The organism is Reyranella sp., assembly GCF_965229815.1.
Lineage (GTDB): Bacteria > Pseudomonadota > Alphaproteobacteria > Reyranellales > Reyranellaceae > Reyranella.
The window spans coordinates 1,781,132-1,801,424 of record NZ_CBDDJN010000006.1 but is presented as its reverse complement, the minus strand read 5'-3'; the positions used below and the strand labels follow the sequence as shown (position 1 = coordinate 1,801,424).

The window sequence follows — 20,293 nt, the reverse complement described above, 5'->3', positions numbered from 1 at the left end:
CAGGGAACCTCCGATTTTTAGAAAGGCGACTCGACCGCTCGTCTTCTCGAATAGGGGCAAGCGCGACGCATTCGCATCATCCGGTGATGCCGACGTGCCGAAGGCCCTGGCTCGGGGAACGGAGTTTCGGGGTGAGGCAGAGAGTTTGGGCGGGCCGCCTTCAGGCCATGTTCGGCATCGTGGCCGGTGCGGTACTGCTTGCCGACGCATCGGCGGTGTGGGCACAGGGGCCCGCCGGCACGACCCGAGGCTCGCCGGCGGCGGAGGAGCGGGCGTTCGACATCGCGCCCCAACCGCTGGCGCCGGCGCTCGGTGTCTTCGGCCAGCAGTCCGGCCGGCAGGTGACCGTGGATGCCGCCCTGATCCGGAACCTTTCAACGCGCGGCGTACGCGGGACGATGACGATCGAGGAAGCGCTGCGCCACCTGTTGGTTGGCACGGGACTTCTCTGGACCTTCCCCAGTGCGACGACAATCGCCTTGCAGCGGCCGGGGCAGAGCGGCGGCGACCCTGGAACCATCCATCTTGATCCGGTGCAAGTGCAGGGCAATGCGGTGCCGTCGCAGGCGATGATCGACAACATCATGCCGCCCTACGCCGGCGGCCAGGTCGCTACCGGAGGCCAGGTCGGCCTGCTCGGCAACCGCGACGTCATGGACACGCCGTTCAACGAGACGAGCTATACGGCGAAGAAGGCGCAGGACCAGCAGGCCAAGACGGTGCGGGACGTGCTGATCGACAATCCGTCGGTGCGGTCGGCGTGGCCCGACGGCGGTCCCGGCGCGGACGCCACGATCATAAGGGGATTTCTGGTCGTTCCCTCCAACACGACCTATGGCGGACTGTACGGCGTGCTGCCCGGCAACTCGATCATGGCCGAGCTCGCCGAACGGATCGAGGTGCTGAACGGACCCAGCGCCATGCTGAACGGCATGGCGCCCAACGCGAACAGCATCGGCGGCACCATCAACGTCGTGCCCAAGCGCGCGCCCGACGAGCCGCTGACGCAGGCGACCGCAGGCTACAATTCCACCGCGCAGTTCGGCGGCCATGCCGACCTCGCGCGGCGCTTCGGCACGGACAAGCAGTTCGGCGTGCGCTTCAACGGGGTGTTCCGTGCGGGGGAAACCTCCGTCGCAAGGAATACCGATGAGCGCGCCCTGGCGCTGCTCGGCCTGGATTTCCGCGGCGAGCGCGTGCGCTTCTCGGCCGATCTCGGCTATCAGTACCAGTACATCGGCGGCGTGATCCCGTACGTGACGTTGTCGACGGCGGCGGTGCCGATGGTTGGTCCTTCCATGGCCCGCAACAACTTCGGACAGCCCTGGAACTACAGCCAGCGCAAGGATCTGTTCGGGGTCTTCCGTAGCGAACTCGATCTGACGGAAGGCGTGACGGCCTATGTCGCGTTCGGCGCCAGGAGCAGCCGGCTGAACACGCTGATGGGCGGCACCACCATTTCCGTGACGGACGCCAACGGAAACGGCACGGCATCGACCAGCGTCAACGGCGGCTACGATATCTACCGGACCGGCGAAGCGGGCCTGCGCGCTCTGGTCGACACGGGTCCGATCGGCCATGCCTTCAACTTCAGCGCCTCCACCGTCGATCAGGAAACCGGCTCGGTCTTCAACTTCGTCGGCACGTCCTACGCCACGAACATCTACACGCCGACCGTCATTGCAAAGCCCAACGTGGCCAATCCCGTCGTCAACAAGACGGCGAGCTTTCAGCTCTCGAGCCTGGCCGTTGCCGACACCCTGTCGGCCGCCGACAAGCGCATTCAGCTCACGGTCGGTGGCCGCTTCCAGCGCGTCGCGTCGGCGAATTTCAGCGCCACGACAGGCCTGCAGACGTCGAACTACGATCAGAGCGCCTTCACGCCGGCTGCGGCCCTGGTCTTCAAGCCGTGGCAGAACGTGTCGATCTACGGCAACTTCATCCAGGCCCTGCAGCCGGGAACGATCGTCGGCTCGACCTTCGCGAATGCCGGCGAGATCTTCGCGCCCTACAAGTCGACCCAGTTCGAGGCAGGCGTGAAAGTGGACTGGGGCAGGTTCACCACGACGCTCAGCGCCTTCCAGATCACCCAGCCGTCCACGGTCACGGACACCGCGACGAACACGCTCAATCTCGCCGGCCAGCAGCGAAACCAGGGCCTCGAGTTCAATTTCTTCGGCGAGCCGATGGCGGGCGTCCGCCTGCTCGGCGGCGTGATGTTCCTCGATGCCGTGTTGACCCAGACGCAGGGCGGGCTGACCGATGGATGGCGGGCGCCGGCGTCGCCCGACCTCCAGCTTAATCTCGCCGGGGAATGGGATACGCCGTTCGTGCGCGGGATGACGCTGACCGGGCGTGTCATCTACACCAGCTCACAGTATCTCGACGTGCAGACGCCGCGCCGCAGCATACCGGACTGGGCCCGGCTGGATCTCGGCGTGCGCTACACGTTCGACAATCTCAGGAGCCCGACCGGGCAGCCGATCGCCGTCCGCTTCAACGTCGACAACGTCCTCGACGCGAACTACTGGGCGACGACCAACAGCAGCCTGCTGGTTCTCGGCGCGCCGCGCACCTTCCGCCTGTCGACGACCGTGAATTTCTGAACGCCCATGCGTTCCATCCGCTCCCTGAGACCTTGGGTCCTCGTCCACAAATGGGCGAGCCTGGTTTGCACGGCGTTCCTTCTGCTGATCTGCCTGACCGGCCTGCCGCTGGTCTTCAGTCACGAGATCCAGGACTGGCTGGACCCCGATCCGCCCTTCGCCGAACTGGCAGCGGAGACGCCCCGTGTCAGCCTGGACGACCTTATTGCGCGGGCCCGGCGCCTGTTTCCCGGGGAGATCGTCACCTCGATCTTTTCGGACGACGACGAGCCCCAAGTGATCGTGGCGATGGCGCCGTCCTGGAAGGCCTCGCGCGACGATCCGAAGTCCAATCACTTCATCAAGTTCGATGCCCGCACGGCGGTGGTGCTGGAGCAGTCCAGGCCCCGCGAGGAACGGCGTCGGAGCTTCGTCAGCATCATGCTGCGCTTGCACGTGGACTTGTTCGCGGGACTGCCGGGCGCGCTGTTCATGGGCGCCATGGGCGTGCTTCTTGTCGTGTCCGTGGTCTCGGGCGTGGTCCTCTACGGGCCGATCGCGCGCAAGATCGACTTCGGCGAGATCCGCATGCATCGCCCGCGCCGCGTGCGCTGGCTCGACATCCACAACCTTCTTGGCATCGTGACCCTGGCCTGGGCGCTGGTGGTCGGTGCAACCGGCGTCATGAACGAGCTGTCGGGGCCGCTCTTCGCCTTGTGGAAGCGGACCGACATCGATGGCCTGATTGCACCGTGGCGGGGCAGGGAACCACCTGGCCAGGCCGATCTGGTATCGGTGCAGGCTGCCTTCGATACTAGCCGGCGGGCGCTCCCGGGCATGGTTGTGCTGAGCGCTGCCTTTCCCGGCGCGGAGCTCGGCAGCTCCCACCATTTCCTCATCTGGGCCAAGGGCGGCACGCCGCTCACTTCACGGCTCTTCTCTCCGGTGCTGGTCGACGCCCGGACAGGCGAGTTGACCGCCGTCGTGCGGATGCCGTGGTACCTGCGCGCGCTCGAAGTGTCGCGACCGCTGCATTTCGGCGACTACGGGGGCCTGCCGCTGAAGATCATCTGGGCGCTGCTCGATGGCGTGACCATCGTCGTGCTGGGAACCGGCCTCTATCTCTGGCTGTCGCGCCGAAGGTCGACGATCGAAGCGCGGCTGGCCGAGCTGGAGGAACTCGGGAATGAAACCTAGGACGGTCTGGCGCTGGCCGACGGCGCTGGCGGCCGTGACGTCCTTCGGCCTGCTGTCGGCGCTGCTCGGGGAGGGCGGGGTGTGGTGGGGCCTGTCGTGGGCCGCCTTGTCGATGCCGCTGCTCGTGATCGGCTGGTGCAGCGCCAAGGCCATCGTTTCGCGGGCGGGTATTCCTTGAACGGCGACGCCGGCGGCGACCGCCGATCCGGCGCTCAGCGCCTCGGTTCGCGGATCGGGTCGGACCCGTCCCAGCCGATCGACGCCGCGCGCACCTTCTCGAAGAAGCGGCCCTTGCTGCCCGACACGTCGGACAGCTCGATCACCGTGCCGAGCGCGGCCTCGGTCTCGAAGTAGGAGAACCGGCCCTGCGGTCCGCCGATCTGCCCCTCGTGGCCGAGCGCGTATCCGCGCTCCAGCATCGCGTCGTAAGCCGCCTGGTAGTCGGCCGGCCAGTAGGCCACGTGCTGCAGCCCCTCGCGGCCCGAGTCGAGGAACTCGCGGTAGAGCGAGGGCGCGTCGTTGCGCTGCTGGATCAGCTCGATCTGCAGCTCGCCCGAATTGGCCAGCGCGATGCTCATCTCGACCGCGGAGTCGCGGCCGCGATGGCGGAAATGGTCCGTCTGTACGCGGTCGATGTAGAACCACGGGCCGACGCCCAGCACCTTGATCCAGCGGTCCATGGCGGCGTGGATGTCGCGCACGACATAGCCGTTCTGCCGCACCGGGCCGAGCGCGCCGCTCATGCCGCGGCCGGCGCGTCGTCGAAGCGGAAGCCGCGATAGCCGTCGGCCGCGACCTCGGCGCAGCGATGGCGGTAGCCCTCGCCGACATAGGGCATGAACACGCGCGGCTTGCCGGGGATGTTGACGCCCAGGTACCAGGAATTCGCCTCCGGGAAGAGGGTGCGGCCGGCGACCTCGCCGACATGGTGCACCCAGCCTTCCTCGGCCGCCGGGTCGGGCTCGACCGTGTGCAGGTTGCGGTCGCGCATATGGTCGATGCAGGCGACGAGCCAGTCGACGTGATGCTCGCAATTGTGGATCACGTTGCCGATCACCGACGGGCTGCCGGGCCCGGTCACCATGAAGAGGTTGGGGAAGCCCGCGACGCCCAGCCCGAGATAGGTGCGCGGTCCCTCGGCCCAGGCCTGCTTCAGCGTGACCCCGTCGCGGCCCCTGATGTCCATCGCCAGCAGCGCGCCGGTCACGGCATCGAAGCCGGTGGCCAGCACCAGCGCGTCGAGCTCGAAGCGGCGCGCGTCGGTCTCGACGCCGTCGGCCGTCACGCGGGCGATCGGCTCCTCGCGCAGGTTGACCAGCTCGACGTTCGGGCGGTTGAACGTCTCGAAGTAGCGGCTGTCGATGCAGATGCGCTTCACGCCCAGCGGATAGTCGGTCGGGCTGAGCGCCGCGGCCGTCTTCGGATCCGCGACGGTCTCGCGGATCTTCTGGCGCACGAACTCGCAGGCGACGTCGTTGACGCCGTGGTTCGTCAGGATGTTGGGATAGGCGTAGAGGATGGCGCCGCCGCCTTCCTGCCACAGCGCCTCGTAGCGCTGCCACTGCTCCTCGCGCGGCGGCACGGGCGCAGTGTGGGCCGTCGGCGGCACGCGCCCGAAGGTCGGCCCATCGAGGCTCAGCAGGTAGGTCTCCCACGCCGCCTCGAACTCGACATGGTCGGCCTCGGTGAGCGGCCGGTTGCGCGACGGCATCGAGTAGTTGGGCGTGCGCTGGAACACGGTGAGCCGCTTCGCCGCCTCGGCGATCAGCGGGATCGCCTGGATGCCCGACGAGCCGGTGCCGATCACGCCGACGCGCAGGCCCGAGAAGTCGACCGGCTCGTGCGGCCAGCGGCCGGTGTGATAGACGGGCCCGCCGAAGCTCTCGAGGCCGGGGATGGTCGGTGTGTTGGGCACCGAGAGGCAGCCGGTCGCCATGATGCAGAAGCGGGCGCGCACCCGGTCGCCGCGGTCGCTGCGCACGGTCCACATCCCGTCGGCCTCGTCGAACGCCGCCTCGACGATGCGGGTCTCGAAGCGGAACGGCTCGCGCAGCCCGTAGCGGTCGGCGACGAAGCCGATGTAGCGCAGGATCTCGGCCTGGGTGGCGTACTTCTCCGACCAGCGCCACTCGCGCCGCACGTCGTCCGTCCAGGTGTAGGAGTAGAGCAGGCTCGGCACGTCGCAGCGCACGCCGGGATAGCGGTTCCAGTACCAGGTGCCGCCGACGTCCGGCGCCGCCTCGAAGCCGACGATGGAAAGCCCGCGCTCGCGCAGGCGGTGGACGGCATAGAGGCCGCCGAATCCGGCGCCGACGACGACGGCGTCGACTTCCGCGTCGAGGAGGGGCCTGTCGGCGGGTTGGTGGGCGGTTTCCGGGGAAAGGGTGCTCATTGGGTACTCTCGCTGATCCGGTACGGGCGTCACGAACCCGTATCATGCCCGTTGAAAACGTTTCCAGGAATTTTTCGATATGCTAGAGACGGATCAAGAATAGCGGTCTCGCTTGGAGGAAATCGTTTCCAGGAATGCCTCCGTCACGATCCGCGAGGTCGCCCAGGCGGCCGGCGTGTCGCTGAGCACGGTCTCGCGCGCCCTGAACGGCGGCAAGAACGTGAGCGCGCGCGTGGCCCGCGACGTGGCGGCGGCGGCCAACCGGCTGGGCTACCAGCCCGACATCCTGGCGCGCAGCCTGCGCACGCGGACGACCGGCATGGTGGGCTGTCTGGTCTCCGACATCTCCAACCCGCTCTATGCCGGCATCGTCCAGGCGGCCGAGCGGCGGCTGAGCGAGGCGGGGTACCTGCTGGTGGTGGCCAGCACCGCCAACGATCCGGGGCGCGAGCGCGCGGCGGTGGCGGAGTTCGCTGGCCGCCGGCTCGACGGCGTGCTGGTCGCGCCGGGCAATGCCGCCAACGACCGGACCTGGCACGCGCTCGCCGCGGCCGGGACCTCGGTGGTGATCCTCGATCGCGACTCGCCGCCCATCGACGCCGGCGAGACGCCGTGGCCCGCCGTCCTGGTCGATCATCGCGAGGGCGCACGGGCGGCGACGCGCTACCTGGTCGGCCTCGGCCACCGGCGCATCGCGCTTCTGACGCCGGGCGGCGGCATGCGGCCGGGGCGCGAGCGCATCGCCGGTTTCCGCGACGCACTCGCGGAGGCCGGCATCGATCCGGCGGCCGCGCCGGTCTGCATCCAGGAATCCTCGATGGACTTCGCGCAGGGCGACGCGCTGGCGCTGCTCGGCGGGGCGGAGCGGCCGACGGCGCTGATCGCGCTCGGCACCCGCATCCTGGCGGGCGCGCTGCGCGCCGCGCGCGACCTCGGCCTCTCGGTGCCGGGCGATCTTTCCGTGCTCTCGGTCGGCGACACCGATCTCGCCGCCATGCACACGCCGGCGATCACGGCGCTGCGCTGGAACCTCGAGGAGGTCGGCCGCGCCGCGGCGGAGCTGCTGCTGCAGCGGCTGCGCGGCGGCGGTCCCGTCCAGTCGCGCGCCCTGCTGCCGGTCGATCTCGTGCTGCGCCAGTCGTGCGCGCCGCCACCCGTCGGGCTCGTGTAGCCAGACCCGTTCAATCAGGAGGAAACGATGACAGCGTTGCGTAGAGTAGTGGTGCTGGGCGCCCTGGCCCTCGGTGTCTCGGGCATGGTGCAGCCTGCGTTGGCTCAGGCCGACAAGTGGCCGAGCAAGCCGATCCGCCTGCTGGTGCCGTTCGCGGCCGGCGGCGGCACCGACCTGGTGGCGCGCGCGCTCGCCGACAAGCTGAGTGCCGCGCTCGGCCAGACCATCATCGTCGACAACAAGCCCGGCGCCTCGGGGGCCATCGCCATGGAGGCGGCGGCCAAGGCCGCGCCCGACGGCTACACGCTCGTCCTGGGATCGGCCAGCACCGTCGTCGTCAATCCGGCCGTGTTGCCCAACCTGCCGTACGACCCGGTCAAGGACTTCGAGCACCTGGCCGACATCGGCTCGGCGACGATCGTGATGGTGGCCCATCCCGATTTCCCGGCGAAGGACCTGCGCGACGTCATCGCCATGGCCAAGGCCAGGCCGGGCGAGCTGAACTACGGCACCTGGGGCAACGGCTCGACCGGCCATCTCTGCGCCGAGATCGTGCGCGCCGCGACCGGCATCGACATGACCCATGTGCCCTACAAGGGGGCCGCGCCGGTGCTGAACGACGTCGTCGCCGGCCACGTGAAGCTGGGCTTCGCCGACGTGCAGTCGGTCGTGCCGATGGCCAAGTCGGGCAAGGTCAAGGTCATCACCTCGTGCACCCGCCGCTCGATCAACTTCCCCGACGTGCCGGGCTATGTCGAGCAGGGCGTCGATTTCGACTTCGTGTGGCGCTACGACCTGATGGCGCCGGCGGGCACGCCCAAGCCGATCGTCGATCGCCTGCACGCCGAGCTGATGAAGATCCTCGCCATGCCCGACATCAAGGAGCGCTGGGCGGAGTTCGGCATGACCGCCTCGACCATCAGCCCGGCCGACCTCAAGGCCCAGACCGCCGCCGACATCGCCAAGCTGCACAAGCTCGCAGTCGACGCCAAGGTCCAGCCGTAGCGGGAGAACCGACGTGACCGCAGCGAAGACGCTGAAGGACCAGGCCGCCATCGTCACCGGCGCGGCGAGCGGCCTCGGCCGCGCCGTCGCCGGCCGGCTGGCGCGGGACGGCGTGCGGGTCGCGCTGTGGGACCGCGACCTCGACGGCGCCCGACGCGCAGCCGAGGAAGTGGGCGGCGGCGCCTGCGCCGTCGAGGCCGACGTGACCCGCACCGATTCGGTGCGGGCCGCCATGGCCGCGACGCGCGAGGCGCTGGGGACGCCGGCGATCCTGGTCAACAGCGCCGGCATCCTCGGCCCCTCGGCCGGCATCGCCGACTATCCCGAGGCCGAGTGGCAGCGCGTGCTGGAGGTCAACCTCAACGGCACCTTCCGCTGCTGCCAGGCCGCCGTACCGGGCATGGTGGCGGCGGGTTACGGCCGCATCGTCAACATCGCCTCGATCGCGGGCAAGGACGGCAACCCGTTCGTGGCCGCCTACGTCGCCTCCAAGGCGGGCGTGATCGGCCTCACCAAGTCGATGGGCAAGGAGCTGGCGAAGACCGGCGTGCTGGTCAACGCCATCTCGCCCTCGGCCTCGGAGACGGCGATCTTCGGCCCGCTGAGCGACGCGCGGCGCGGGCGCCTGCTGGCCAACGTGCCGATGGGCCGCATGGTCCTGCCCGACGAGGTCGCCGAGCTGGTCCTGTGGCTCGCCTCGCCGGCCTGCTCCTTCTCGACCGGCGTCACCTTCGACATCTCCGGCGGCCGCGCGACGTACTGATCGCGTCGTTGAACCGCGGGCCGGGAGGTCCGTGCGCCAGTCGCGCCATGGCCTCGCGGTAACGCGTTGGATGGCGACGGCGAGCAAGCGCCTTGTCCTGCGGCGTCGCTCGGGCCTATAACGCGCCAATGCGAAGCATTCTCATCTGAGGCTGCCGATGGCCGCGCCGGAGTCGGGGCTGGCGGTGTTCATGGAGCACCGCGAGAGCCTCCTGATCTACGCAAGGCGCCTGGTTCGCGACCGCTCCGGCGCCGAGGATGTCGTGCAGGAGGCCTGGCTGCGCTTCGACGAGGCGTCGCGCCGGCAGCTCCTCGGCCAGCCGCTCAGCTACCTCTATCGCATCGTCCACAATCTCGCGCTCGATGTCTGCCGCCGCCGCGCGCGCGAGGGCAGGATCTTCCCGGGCACCGATCCCGAGGCGGCGGCAGAGGCATCCGCCGGTCACGAAACCAGTCCGGAAGCGGGGGCCCTCTACCGTGAGCAGCTCCTGCTCCTGGCCGAGGCGCTGAACGAGCTGCCCGAGCGCACCCGCATCGCCTTCGAGATGCATCGCTTCGCCGGCTGCAAGCTGCGCGAGATCGCCGAGTGCCTCGACATCTCGGTGCCCTTCGCGCAGGCCCTGGTGGCGGAGGCCCTGCGGCATTGCCGCAAGCGCCTGGGCTGGCCCTGAGGGCGAGGCGGGTTGCAGAATTTCCCGCCCCTGGATCGTCGAGAGAGTATGACTCTGCTGGCGGCTGGCCCGGCGAACGCCACGGGCCGCGCGGGAGAAGGGATGGAAGCGACACGCGAGTACCGGGCAAGCGAGCGCGCGGCCGAGGAAGCCGGTTCGTGGCTGATCGCGCTGCAGGAGGACCCCGACGATCGCCGGTTGCGCCGCCGCTTCGAGGCCTGGCGCAAGGCGAGCCCGCTGAACGAGGCGGCCTGGCAGCGCACGCAGCGCATGATCGGCCTGGCGGCCGGGCTGCAGCCGCAGCACGCCGACCGCTGGGCCGGCTTCGTCGCCAGCCGACGCCAGGCGCAGGCGCCAGCTCCGCCGCGCGCCCGCTCGTCCCGGCGATGGATGGTGGCGGGGCTCGGCCTCGCCGCGGCGGCCGTGGTCGCGCTGGTCGTGGGACCCGCTCTCCTCGTGCGCCTTCAGTCCGACTACCGCACCGCGACGGCCGAGCTTCGCACGATCGAGCTGGAGGACGGCAGCAGGGTGACCCTCGCCGGCGCGAGCGCGATCGCCGTCGCCTTCACCGGCGGCGAGCGGGAGGTGACGCTGGTCGACGGCGAAGCCTTCTTCCAGGTGAAGCCCGATGCGGCGCGGCCGTTCCGGGTCGTGGCCGGCTCGGTGAGGACGACCGTCGTGGGGACGAGCTTCGACGTCCGCCGCGAGGAGGCCGGCGTGACCGTCAGCGTCGAGCAGGGCACCGTCCAGGTGTCGTCCACCGAGTCGGGCGCCCGCGAGCGCCTCGAGGCCGGCGATTCCGCGCGGGTCGACTGGAAGGGCACGGCCGTGCGGGCGACCGATCCCACGCCCATCGCCGCCGGCTGGCGGCAGGGCAAGCTGCTCGCCCAGAACCAGAGCCTGGCCGACGCCGTCGACCAGCTGCGCCGCTACTATGACGGCAGGATCGTCGTGGCGGGCGACGGGCTCGGCGCCCGCCGCATCACCGGCGTCTACAATCTCGCCGAACCGGAGGAGGCGCTGCGCGCCATCGCCGATGCGCACGGGGCGAGGGTGCGGCGGATCACGCCCTGGCTGCTCGTCGTCCTGGCGGACTGATCCGGGTCGATTCTTTCTGCAAGAATTTTTGCCGGCACCGGCGTCGCACCAGCAAGGGAGCACGATCGCGAGGCCCGCTCGGGCAAGCCGCCGCCATCCGTCGCGCCAGCTCCCCTCCTGGGAAGAGGAGCGTTGGCGTGAGGAAGACCGGTGTGGGCTCGAAGCTGCGGCGCAGCGCGTCGGGAATGTGGATCGTGCTCGCGGCGGTGGGGTTCGTCGGGCCTGAAGGCCGCGCGCAGGACCGGACGGCAACCGTCGACACCGCGCAGGCGGCCGGGCCGCGGAGCTTCAGCATCCCGCCACAGGCGCTCTCCAGCGCGCTCGTCCTGTTCGGCCAGCAATCGGGCCAGCAGATCACCGTCGATGCGTCGCTGGTGCAGGGCCTCTCGACGCCGGGCGTCCAGGGGACGATGACCGTCGAGGACGCGCTGCAGCGGCTGATCGCCGGCACCAACCTCGTCTTCGTGAGGAGATCGGCGGCGACGATCGCCCTGCAGCGGCCCGGGCAATCCGGATCTCCCGGCGCCATCCAGCTCGATCCGGTGCAGGTCCAGGGCGCGTTTCCGGTGCCGCCGCAGGCGATGATCGACAACCTGCCGCCGCCCTATGCGGGCGGGCAGGTGGCGACCGGCGGCCAGCTCGGCCTGCTCGGCAATCGCGACGTGATGGATACGCCCTTCAACCAGACGAGCTACACCGCGCGGAAGATGCAGGACCAGCAGGCGCGCACCGTGTTCGACGTGCTGGCCGACGATCCGTCGGTGCGCTTCGGTGCGTCCGACATGAACGACAATGGCGCCAGCGTCTGGATCCGCGGCTTCCAGGTCGAGCCGTCGGCGACCCTTTATGGCGGCCTGTACGGCATGGCGCCGTTTCATTCCGTGATGACCGAGATGGCCGAGCGCGTCGAGCTGCTGCGCGGTCCGAGCGCGATGCTGAACGGCATGACGGTCGTGCCGACCAACGGCGGAGTCATCAACGTCGTCCCCAAGCGGGCACCCGACGAGACGCTGGCACGCTTCACCGCCGACTATGCCTCCGGCACGCAGTTCGGCGGCCACGCCGACCTCGCGCACCGGTTCGGCAAGGACAAGGAATTCGGCGTGCGCTTCAACGGCGTCTTCCGGGGCGGCGAGACGCCGGTGCAGTGGAACACCGACAAGCGCGCGCTGGCCACGCTGGGCCTCGACTTCCGCGGCGAGCACGTGCGGGTGGCGGCCGACCTCGGTTACCAGGATCAGTTCGTCGGCGGCGCGATTCCGGCTCTCGGGCTCGACACCGGCGTGCCGCTGCCGGCGGCTCCCGATGCCCGCACCAGCCAGGGCGGGCCGTGGGGCTACATCGCGCGCAAGGATGCCTGGGCCGTCCTGCGCGGCGAGGTCGACGTGACAGAGCGCATCACGCTCTACGCCGCGGCCGGCGCGCGCGACAACCGCGACCAGTACCAGATGCCCCGGCGGTTCACGATCACCGACGTGAACGGCGACGCCACGGCGAGCGTCGGCTACCTGAGCTTCTATTTCCAGAACCTGACGGCCACCGCCGGCGTCCGCGGCTTCGCCGATACCGGCATCGTCGGCCACGAGTTCAACCTGAACGCGACGGCGGTCCAGCAGATCTTCGGCGTCGGCGGCTCCTTCGGGAGCGGCTACACGACCAACATCTACAGCCCGACCTACGCGCCGTTTCCCAACCTGGCGACGCCGCAGGCCAACGTGTCGAGCGTCACCAACCTCAACAGCCTGGCGTTCGCCGATACGCTGTCGCTGGCCGGCAAGCGCGTCCAGCTCACCGCCGGCCTGCGCCTGCAGCAGGTCAAGGCGACGAACTTCGACGACGTGACCGGGGTCCAGACCTCGGCCTACGACCAGAGCGCGCTCACCCCGTCGGTCGCGCTGGTGCTGAAGCCGTTCTGGGAGAACGTCGCCTTCTACGGCAACTTCATCCAGGGGCTGCAGCAGGGCACCGTTGTGCCGGCCAGCTACGCCAATGCCGGCGAGGTGTTCGCGCCTTACATCACGACCCAGTACGAGGCCGGGGTGAAGATCGACTGGGGCAAGCTCACCACGACGGCGAGCCTGTTCCAGATCTCGCAGCCCAGCGTGGTGAGCAATGTCGCGGCCAACACGCTCACCCTGGCCGGCGAGCAGCGCAACCAGGGGCTGGAGCTCGCCTTCTTCGGCGAGCTCGCCGAGGGCGTGCGCGTGCTGGGTGGCGCCACCTTCCTGAAGGGGGTGCTGACCAAGACCGAGGGCGGCCTGACCGACGGCTGGATCGCTCCGTTCGCGCCGGGCGCCCAGTTCAACCTGGGCGGCGAATGGGACCTGCCCTTCGCGCGGGGCCTGACCGCGCTGGGGCGCATCACATACACGGGCGCGCAGTACATCGACACGACCGCGCCGCGGCGCTCCCTGCCGGAATGGACGCGCCTCGACCTCGGCCTGCGCTACGTCTTCGATCGCCTTGGCCCGACCGGCAAGCCGGTGGCGCTGCGCTTCAATGTCGAGAACGTGCTCGACAACGACTACTGGCAGGGCGGCTCGTCGGCCAGCAACCTGGTGATCGGCGCGCCGCGCACCTTCCGGCTGGCGCTGACCGCGGACTTCTAGCGGCCGCCGACCGCTCGCGCCGCCGTGAAGGGGCGACGCAGTCGCGGCGCTTGACGGGCGATGGCGATGGCGCTCAGCGTGTCGCCACCTTCGGCCGGAGTTCACGCATGCGGGGCATCCTTGCTGGCGTCATTGTCTTGGCGGTCGCCGCCTGTGGCGACCAGACGCAGGAGTTCGACACGCGGCTGCGCGACATGGCGGGCAGCGACGAGCGCCAGCTGCTGGGCAGCATGGGCCGCATTCCCGACAACACCTACCAGCTGAACGCCGGCACCCGGATCCTGCAGTGGCGCTGGGACACCTCGTACATCAGCCCGGGCGTCGCGCCGGTCTTCGTCGGCGGCTGGGGATGGCCCTATGCGGGATACGGCTGGAGCGGCCCCTGGATGCCGCTCGGCGGCATCCCGCCGACACTGGTCCGGCAGGGTTGCATCGTCGAATGGACGGTCACGGACGGCGCGACCCGTTCCTATCGCTGGCAGGGAAGCGGCTGCGGATCGGTCACCATCCACAGCTCGCCGCCGCCGGGCTGACCCGTCGGGCGTCGGCTCGTGCCCCCATCCAGTTCCATACGAATGGCGCGCCGGCTTTTTTGAGCCGGGCCGACAGAATCCGAAAAAATTTGCCGTGCGTCGGATTCGAGGCCGCTCGTCGTTGCTCCGGCAGCGGGATGCGACTAATTTCGATTGAGAACCATTCGCAATCGAAAGCGGTCGCGTGTCCATCGACGAGAAGCTGCAACTCTACCTGTCGCACCGGGCGGCCCTGGTCGAGTACGCCCTGCCGATCGTCGGCGACCGCATGCGCGCCGAGGACGTCGTGCAGGAGGCGTTCCTGCGCTTCGCCCCCGGGCGGCCGGCGCCCGGCGATCCGGCGCTCGACCAGCCGCTGCGCTACCTCTATCGCATCGTCCGCAATCTCGCCTACGACCTGACGCGCCGGCGGCGGCTGGAGCAGCGCCACCGGGAGGCCGAGCCCGACTGGTGGATGGTGCCGGAGACGCCACGGACGCCGGAGGAGCTTCTGGCTTTCCGTCAGAAGCTTCGGCAGATCGACGAGGTCCTCGCCGAATTTCCGCCGCGGGTCCGGCTGGCCGTGAAGATGCATCGGCTGGGCGGCTTTACGCTGCAGGAGATCGCCGATCGGTATGGCGTGTCGGTCAACATGGTTCACCGCATGATCCGCGATGCCGTCCTTGTCGTTGCCCGGCGCCTGTCGTCGGACGACTGACGGCCGGCGGGATCAAACAAATGCACGCGATGCTCGTCTATGGTGGATGAACGGCCAATGCCGGCGGTCGAGGCGGCTCGAGGGAACGTGAAGACAGGTGGACCTGCCGATCCGCTGATGCGGGAGGCGATCGACTGGCTGATCCGGCTGGCGGAGGCGCCGGCCGATGCCGCGCTGCGTGCCGCGGCCGAGGCCTGGCGTGGCGCAACGCCCGAACACGCCCTCGCCTGGAAGCGGGCCGAGAAGGCATGGGCCTGGCTCGGCGATCCCGTTCCCGATCGCGTCGCCCCGGGCCGCGACGCGGCGGCGGTCCTGCCGCTGCCGCCCACCGCGCCCCGGCGCCGCCGTTCCGCGGCCGGCCGGCGCTGGCAGGCCGGCGGCATCGCGGCCATCGCTGCGGCGCTGCTGGTGCTCTGGCTGCCGTCGCTGCTGCCCGGTCTCCGCGCCGACGTCGCCACCGCGACCGCCGAGCTGCGCGAGGTCGTGCTGGAGGACGGCTCGACCGTCACGCTCGCGCCGCAGACCGCGCTCGATGTCCGCTTCACCGAAAGCCGGCGCGAGGTGGCGCTGCTCGCGGGCGAGGCCTTCTTCAGCGTGACGGCGGACCGGAACCGTCCCTTCGTGGTGCGTGCCGCCGGCCTCGCCGTGCGGGTGACCGGCACGGAGTTCGACGTCCGCCTCCTGGGCGATGCGCTGGACGTCGGCGTGAAGCACGGCTCGGTCGAGGTGGAGGCTGCCGCGACGACGGCGACCGCCGCCGTCCGGCTGGGACCGGGCGACCGCCTCACCGTCGATCGCCGCAGCGGGACGGCGCGCCGCGGCAGCGTGCCGCCCGAGGACGTCGGCTCGTGGCGCGAGCACCGACTGTTCGTCGAGCAGGCGACCGTCGCCGAGGTGGTCGAGGTTCTCCGCCGCTACCGGAGCGGCTGGATCGTGCTGGCCGACGACGGCCTGGCGCGCCGGCAGGTGGCGGGCCTCTACGACCTGCGCGATCCCGACCAGGCCCTGCGCATCCTCGTTGGCCCGTTCGGCGGCCGCGTGCGCGAGGTGACGCCTCTGCTGCGCATCGTCTCGGGGCCGTGACGAGGGCGGCCGCGCGAAATCGCGGCCACCGTCAAAAAAAGATCGCCGTCGCTCGTAGTGGGAGCAGGGACGCGCAGCCGAAGCCAGCCGTGTCGACACCGGTGTACGAGGACGGCTGATGAGTGGACGGGCGGGAATGGTGGCGGCGGCGGCGATGGCGACGGCCGCGGTCATGGCGGGTTCTTTCGCGAAGGCGCAGACCGGGAGCGCCGGCGCCGTTGCCCAGGAGCAGCCTTCGCCGCTGGCCGAGCCGCGCGCCTTCGACATTCCGGCGCAGCCCCTCGTGACGGCGCTCAACGCCTTCGGCCGGCAGTCCGGCTTCCAGATCTCGATCGATGCCGCGCAGGCGAGGGGCATCACCGTGCAGGGAGTCTCGGGCACGATGCGGCCCGACCAGGCGCTCGGCCTGCTGCTCGCCAGCACGGGCTTCGTCGCCCGCTACACCGGGCCTCGTGCCGTGATGCTCACCCGGCCGCAGGGCCGCGATCCGTCGGGCGCGATGCAGCTCGACCCGGTGCAGGTCCAGGGCGCCTTTCCGGTGCCGCCGCAGGCGATGATCGACAACCTGCCGCCGCCCTATGCGGGAGGGCAGGTGGCCACCGGCGGCCAGCTCGGCCTGCTCGGCAATCGCGACGTCATGGACACGCCGTTCAACCAGACGAGCTACACCGCGAAGAAGGTGCAGGACCAGCAGGCCAAGACAATTCGGGACGCCTTGGCCGACGATCCTTCCGTGCGCGGCTACTTCCCCGACGGCAGCATCGGCAACGACGAGCTGCGTGTCCGCGGCTTCTCCGTCGCCGCGGCGAGCACGGCCTACAACGGCCTCTACGGCATCCTGCCGTACTCGACGATCATGCCCGAGCTCGCCGAACGCATCGAGGTCCTGAAGGGGCCGAGCGCCATGCTCAGCGGCATGGCGCCCCAGTCGACCATCGGCGGGACGGTCAACGTCGTGCCGAAGCGGGCGCCGGACCAGCCGCTGACCCAGCTTACCGCGGGCTACGCCTCGAGCGCGCAGTTCGGCGGCCACGCCGACGTCGCGCGGCGCTTCGGCGAGGACAAGCAGTTCGGCGCGCGGTTCAACGGCGTGTTCCGCGGGGGGCAGACGGCGGTCGACGGCAATTCGGACCAGCGTGCGCTGGCCGTGCTCGGCCTGGACTTCCGCGGCGAGAATGCGCGCCTGTCGGCCGATCTCGGCTACCAGCACCAGTATATCGGCGGCATGGTTCCCTATATCGGCCTGGCCAACGGCGTGCCGCTGCCGTGGGCGCCGGACGCGCGCAAGAACTGGGGCCAGCCGTGGGGCAACATCGACCGCGAGGACCTGTTCGGCGTCATCCGCGGCGAGGTCGACCTGACCGACCGCATCACCGGCTTCGCCTCGTTCGGCGCCCACGACTGGCGGCTGGGGATCCTGTCCGGCGGGCCGATCGTCACCGTCAACAACATCAACGGCAACGCGACGGCGACGCCGGGCAACATCAGCCAGTACTATCAGTTCCTGACGGCCGAGGCGGGTTTCCGCGGCTTCGCCGACACCGGTCCGATCGGGCACGAGTTCGCCCTGGTCGGCACGATCTTCGAGCAGGCGAGCGGCATCGCGACCGTCAACGGCAGGCCGTACGCCACCAACGTCTACAGCCCCAACATCATCGCGCGGCCCAGCATCCCGACCGGCGCGGCCAACAAGACCGCCACCCTGCAGCTGAACAGTCTCGCCCTCGCCGACACGCTTTCGGCCGCCGACAAGCGCATCCAGCTCACGGCCGGGGTTCGCCTCCAGCAGGTCAAGTCGGCGAACTTCAACGCCCTGACCGGCGTGAAGACGTCGGAGTTCGACCAGGCCGTCTGGAGCCCCTCGGTGGCGCTGGTCTTCAAGCCGCTGGCCGACGTCTCGGTCTACGCCAACTACATCCAGGGCCTGCAGCCCGGCAGCGTCGTGCCGGCGACCTTCGCCAATGCCGGCGAGGTGTTTCCGCCCTTCGTCTCGACGCAGTACGAGGCGGGCGTGAAGGTCGACTGGGGCAAGCTCACGACCACCCTCGGCGTCTTCCAGATCACCCAGCCCAGCGTCATCACCAACGTGGCGAGCAACACGCAGGTCCTGGCCGGCCAGCAGGTCAACCAGGGGCTGGAGTTCAACTTCTTCGGCGAGGTGGGCGAAGGCGTGCGCGTGCTGGGCGGCGCCATGCTTCTCAACGCCGTGCTGACCCAGACCCAGGGCGGCCTGACCAACGGTTGGGTCGCGCCGTTCTCGCCCGGCGCGCAGTTCAACCTGGGCGGCGAATGGGATCTCCCGTTCGCCCGCGGCCTCACCCTGACGGGCCGCGTGATCTATACCGGGGCGCAGTACATCGACACGACCTTCCCGCGCCGCAGCCTGCCGGAATGGACGCGCCTCGACCTCGGCGCCCGCTATCTCCTTGCCGACTCCGTGAGCCCGACCGGCAAGCCCGTGGCCCTTCGCTTCAGTGTCGAGAACGTCCTCGACAACGACTACTGGGCGTCCGGCTTCGGCGCCACCACGCTGTCGCTGGGGACGCCGCGCACCTTCCGGCTGGCGCTGACGAGCGATTTCTAGATTCCGACCGAACGCCCGCCCATGGTTGTGCGGGGGAATGCCGGGCGCTTTGCCCTGTCGGGTTCATCCCGGCGGAGCGCCGCCGCTCCAGGCACGCGGGGATGCCCGGTTCTTGATTGCGAACGACTCGCATTTGCGCTATCTCTGCGGCCGCTCGACCACGCGAAGGACGCGCGTTGCCCCAAGGCGATGTCACCCTGGAGATCTTTCTCGCCCATCGCGGCGCCCTGGTGAACTACGCCAGCGCCCTGACGGGCGACCACGGGCGCGCCGAGGACCTCGTGCAGGAGGCCTGGCTGCGCTACCGAACGGCGTCGTCGGACCGCCGGGTCGACGAGCCGGTCGGCTACCTCTATCGCATCGTGCGCAACCTCGCCCTCGACCTGCGGCGGCGCCTGTCGATCGAGCGCCGGCACGTCGCCGCTTCCCTCGACGACGCTGCCGGGGAGGGCGACGGCCTGTCGGCCGAGGCGGCCCTGATCGCGCGCGAGGACCTGCGCCGCATCATGGCGGCGCTCGACGAACTGCCGGAGCGCACGCGCATCGCGCTCGAGATGCATCGCCTGGGCGGGTGCAAGCTCAAGGACGTCGCCGCCCATCTCGGCCTCTCGATCTCCTTCACCCACGCGCTGATCAAGGAAGGCCTGAAGCACTGCCAGCGGCGCCTCTGACCGGATTCTGTCGTTGCGGCAGGAAAAGCGTCCGACCCGTTCGTCTGTTGGGGAATCCGGCGGAAGTTCCTTGCAATCCCGTCAGGCGGCGCACAAGGCAGAGGCATGACGGTTCCTCCCACCCGGCAGCAGGCGGACCATGACCGCGAGCGCATCGACGACGAGGCCGCGGACTGGTTCCTGCTCCTCTCGGACGAGCCGGACGATCCGATGCTGCGGGCGCGGCTGGAGGCCTGGTGCGGCCGCAGCCCGCTTCATCGCGAGGTCTGGGAGCGGACCCGGCAGGCCTATCGCCTGATCGGCGAGGCGCCGCCGCGCCATGCCGCGGACTGGCGGCCGTCGCCGGAGCCTTCCGCCACAGCCGCCGCCGTCGTCGCCGCCGGCCGCTGGCCATATGGCCGCCGCCTCGTCGCCGGCGGCGTCGCGCTCGCGCTCTTCGCCTGGCTCGCCGTGGCGGTGGCGCCGGGCATGCTGCTGCGCCTGCAGGCCGACCAGGTCACGGCGACGGCCGAGCGGCGCACGCTCGACCTGCAGGACGGCAGCCGCGTCGTGATGGCGCCGGAAAGTGCGCTCGACGTCGCCTACGCCGAGGACGGGCGCACGGTGCGCCTGCTGGCCGGCCAGGCCTTCTTCGAGGTGACGCCGGACGTGCGGCGGCCGTTCCGCGTGCTCGCCGGCGGGATCGCGATCACCGTGCTCGGCACGGCGTTCGACGTCCGCCTGGAGGAGGGCGGCGGCTCGGTTGCCGTGCGCCACGGGCTGGTACGCGTCGACGTGACGGGACGCGAGCCGCCGGTGTCGCGCCGGCTCGCCGCCGGGCAGTCGATCCGCGTCGCGGCGTCAGGCGCAATCCGGCCGGAAAGCGTCGAGCCCGACGACGTGGGCAGATGGACGAGGGGCCTGATCGTCGCGCGCGACAAGTCGATCGCCGAGATCGTCGACATGCTGCGCCCGTACTACGACGGCGCCATCGTCGTGCGCGACGACGCCTTCGCCGGCCTGCGGGTCAGCGGCATCTACGACCTCGGCGATCCCGTCGCCACGCTGCGCAATCTCGCTTCGCTGCACGGCGCCGTCCTGCGCCAGGTCTCGCCCTGGCTGGTCGTGGTGACGGCGCGCTGAACGGATCGCCGCGGAACAAAGTTCGAGCCGCCGCAGGAAAAGCCCCGGGCCCATCCGTCTGTTGCGCGACGTGCCGTTGCCGGCACGGCGTGGGACTTGTCGGGGAGTGGCGT

The 20,293-nt window shown here is 70.2% G+C and carries 17 protein-coding genes; 15 read left to right on the top strand and 2 right to left on the bottom strand.

Annotated features, from left to right (window positions below):
- Positions 1-131: 131 nt before the first annotated feature.
- Genes ACO073_RS19910 through ACO073_RS19900 form a run of 3 tightly spaced genes read left to right on the top strand, consistent with a single transcriptional unit; the run spans position 132 to position 3,960 of the window.
- On the top strand, positions 132-2,606 hold the full coding sequence (locus ACO073_RS19910) for a TonB-dependent siderophore receptor (protein WP_421999621.1): 2,475 nt from the start codon (positions 132-134) through the stop codon (positions 2,604-2,606).
- Positions 2,607-2,612: 6 nt separating this feature from the next.
- Entirely contained in the window at positions 2,613-3,782 is a 1,170-nt protein-coding gene (locus ACO073_RS19905) for a PepSY-associated TM helix domain-containing protein (protein ID WP_421999619.1), read from the top strand.
- Entirely contained in the window at positions 3,772-3,960 is a 189-nt protein-coding gene (locus tag ACO073_RS19900; RefSeq protein WP_421999617.1) for a hypothetical protein, read from the top strand. Before ACO073_RS19905 ends, ACO073_RS19900 begins: the two co-directional genes overlap by 11 nt.
- Positions 3,961-3,994: 34 nt before the next feature.
- On the opposite strand, the gene ACO073_RS19895 is transcribed toward ACO073_RS19900, so the two are convergent.
- Positions 3,995-4,525: a VOC family protein gene (locus ACO073_RS19895; RefSeq protein ID WP_421999616.1), complete on the bottom strand. Its 531-nt coding sequence runs from the start codon at positions 4,523-4,525 to the stop codon at positions 3,995-3,997.
- The gene (locus ACO073_RS19890; protein WP_421999614.1) at positions 4,522-6,174 is read right to left on the bottom strand and encodes a flavin-containing monooxygenase; all 1,653 of its coding nucleotides are present in this window, start codon (positions 6,172-6,174) and stop codon (positions 4,522-4,524) included. The genes ACO073_RS19895 and ACO073_RS19890 overlap by 4 nt, the downstream gene beginning before the upstream one ends.
- A gap of 112 nt (positions 6,175-6,286) precedes the next feature.
- Here ACO073_RS19890 and ACO073_RS19885 point away from each other — a divergent pair, with 112 nt between their 5' ends.
- The 12 genes from ACO073_RS19885 (at position 6,287) to ACO073_RS19830 (ending at position 20,180) form a co-directional block, all read left to right on the top strand.
- Positions 6,287-7,345: a LacI family DNA-binding transcriptional regulator gene (locus ACO073_RS19885; protein ID WP_421999613.1), complete on the top strand. Its 1,059-nt coding sequence runs from the start codon at positions 6,287-6,289 to the stop codon at positions 7,343-7,345.
- A gap of 27 nt (positions 7,346-7,372) precedes the next feature.
- The gene (locus tag ACO073_RS19880) at positions 7,373-8,350 is read left to right on the top strand and encodes a Bug family tripartite tricarboxylate transporter substrate binding protein (RefSeq protein ID WP_421999612.1); all 978 of its coding nucleotides are present in this window, start codon (positions 7,373-7,375) and stop codon (positions 8,348-8,350) included.
- Positions 8,351-8,363: 13 nt separating this feature from the next.
- Positions 8,364-9,113 carry an SDR family NAD(P)-dependent oxidoreductase gene (locus ACO073_RS19875; RefSeq protein ID WP_421999611.1) on the top strand — a complete coding sequence of 250 codons (750 nt, stop codon included), beginning with the start codon at positions 8,364-8,366 and terminating at the stop codon, positions 9,111-9,113.
- A 157-nt stretch (positions 9,114-9,270) separates the two neighbouring features.
- Complete coding sequence (locus ACO073_RS19870) at positions 9,271-9,783, top strand: sigma-70 family RNA polymerase sigma factor (RefSeq protein ID WP_421999609.1); 513 nt, start codon at positions 9,271-9,273, stop codon at positions 9,781-9,783.
- Positions 9,784-9,885: 102 nt separating this feature from the next.
- A complete protein-coding gene (locus ACO073_RS19865) occupies positions 9,886-10,881 on the top strand; it encodes a FecR family protein (protein ID WP_421999607.1) in 996 nt (331 codons plus the stop codon).
- A 137-nt stretch (positions 10,882-11,018) separates the two neighbouring features.
- The gene (locus tag ACO073_RS19860; RefSeq protein WP_421999605.1) at positions 11,019-13,490 is read left to right on the top strand and encodes a TonB-dependent siderophore receptor; all 2,472 of its coding nucleotides are present in this window, start codon (positions 11,019-11,021) and stop codon (positions 13,488-13,490) included.
- 107 nt (positions 13,491-13,597) lie between these two features.
- Positions 13,598-14,023, top strand: a complete 426-nt coding sequence (locus ACO073_RS19855; RefSeq protein WP_421999603.1) for a hypothetical protein — start codon at positions 13,598-13,600, stop codon at positions 14,021-14,023.
- A 184-nt stretch (positions 14,024-14,207) separates the two neighbouring features.
- Positions 14,208-14,720, top strand: a complete 513-nt coding sequence (locus ACO073_RS19850) for a sigma-70 family RNA polymerase sigma factor (protein ID WP_421999601.1) — start codon at positions 14,208-14,210, stop codon at positions 14,718-14,720.
- An 87-nt stretch (positions 14,721-14,807) separates the two neighbouring features.
- Positions 14,808-15,803, top strand: coding sequence for a FecR family protein (locus ACO073_RS19845; RefSeq protein WP_421999600.1), 996 nt, complete (start codon positions 14,808-14,810; stop codon positions 15,801-15,803).
- A gap of 118 nt (positions 15,804-15,921) precedes the next feature.
- Positions 15,922-18,387: a TonB-dependent siderophore receptor gene (locus tag ACO073_RS19840; protein WP_421999598.1), complete on the top strand. Its 2,466-nt coding sequence runs from the start codon at positions 15,922-15,924 to the stop codon at positions 18,385-18,387.
- A gap of 176 nt (positions 18,388-18,563) precedes the next feature.
- On the top strand, positions 18,564-19,058 hold the full coding sequence (locus tag ACO073_RS19835) for a sigma-70 family RNA polymerase sigma factor (protein ID WP_421999597.1): 495 nt from the start codon (positions 18,564-18,566) through the stop codon (positions 19,056-19,058).
- 105 nt (positions 19,059-19,163) lie between these two features.
- Positions 19,164-20,180, top strand: coding sequence for a FecR family protein (locus tag ACO073_RS19830; RefSeq protein WP_421999595.1), 1,017 nt, complete (start codon positions 19,164-19,166; stop codon positions 20,178-20,180).
- The last annotated feature ends 113 nt before the right edge of the window (positions 20,181-20,293 follow it).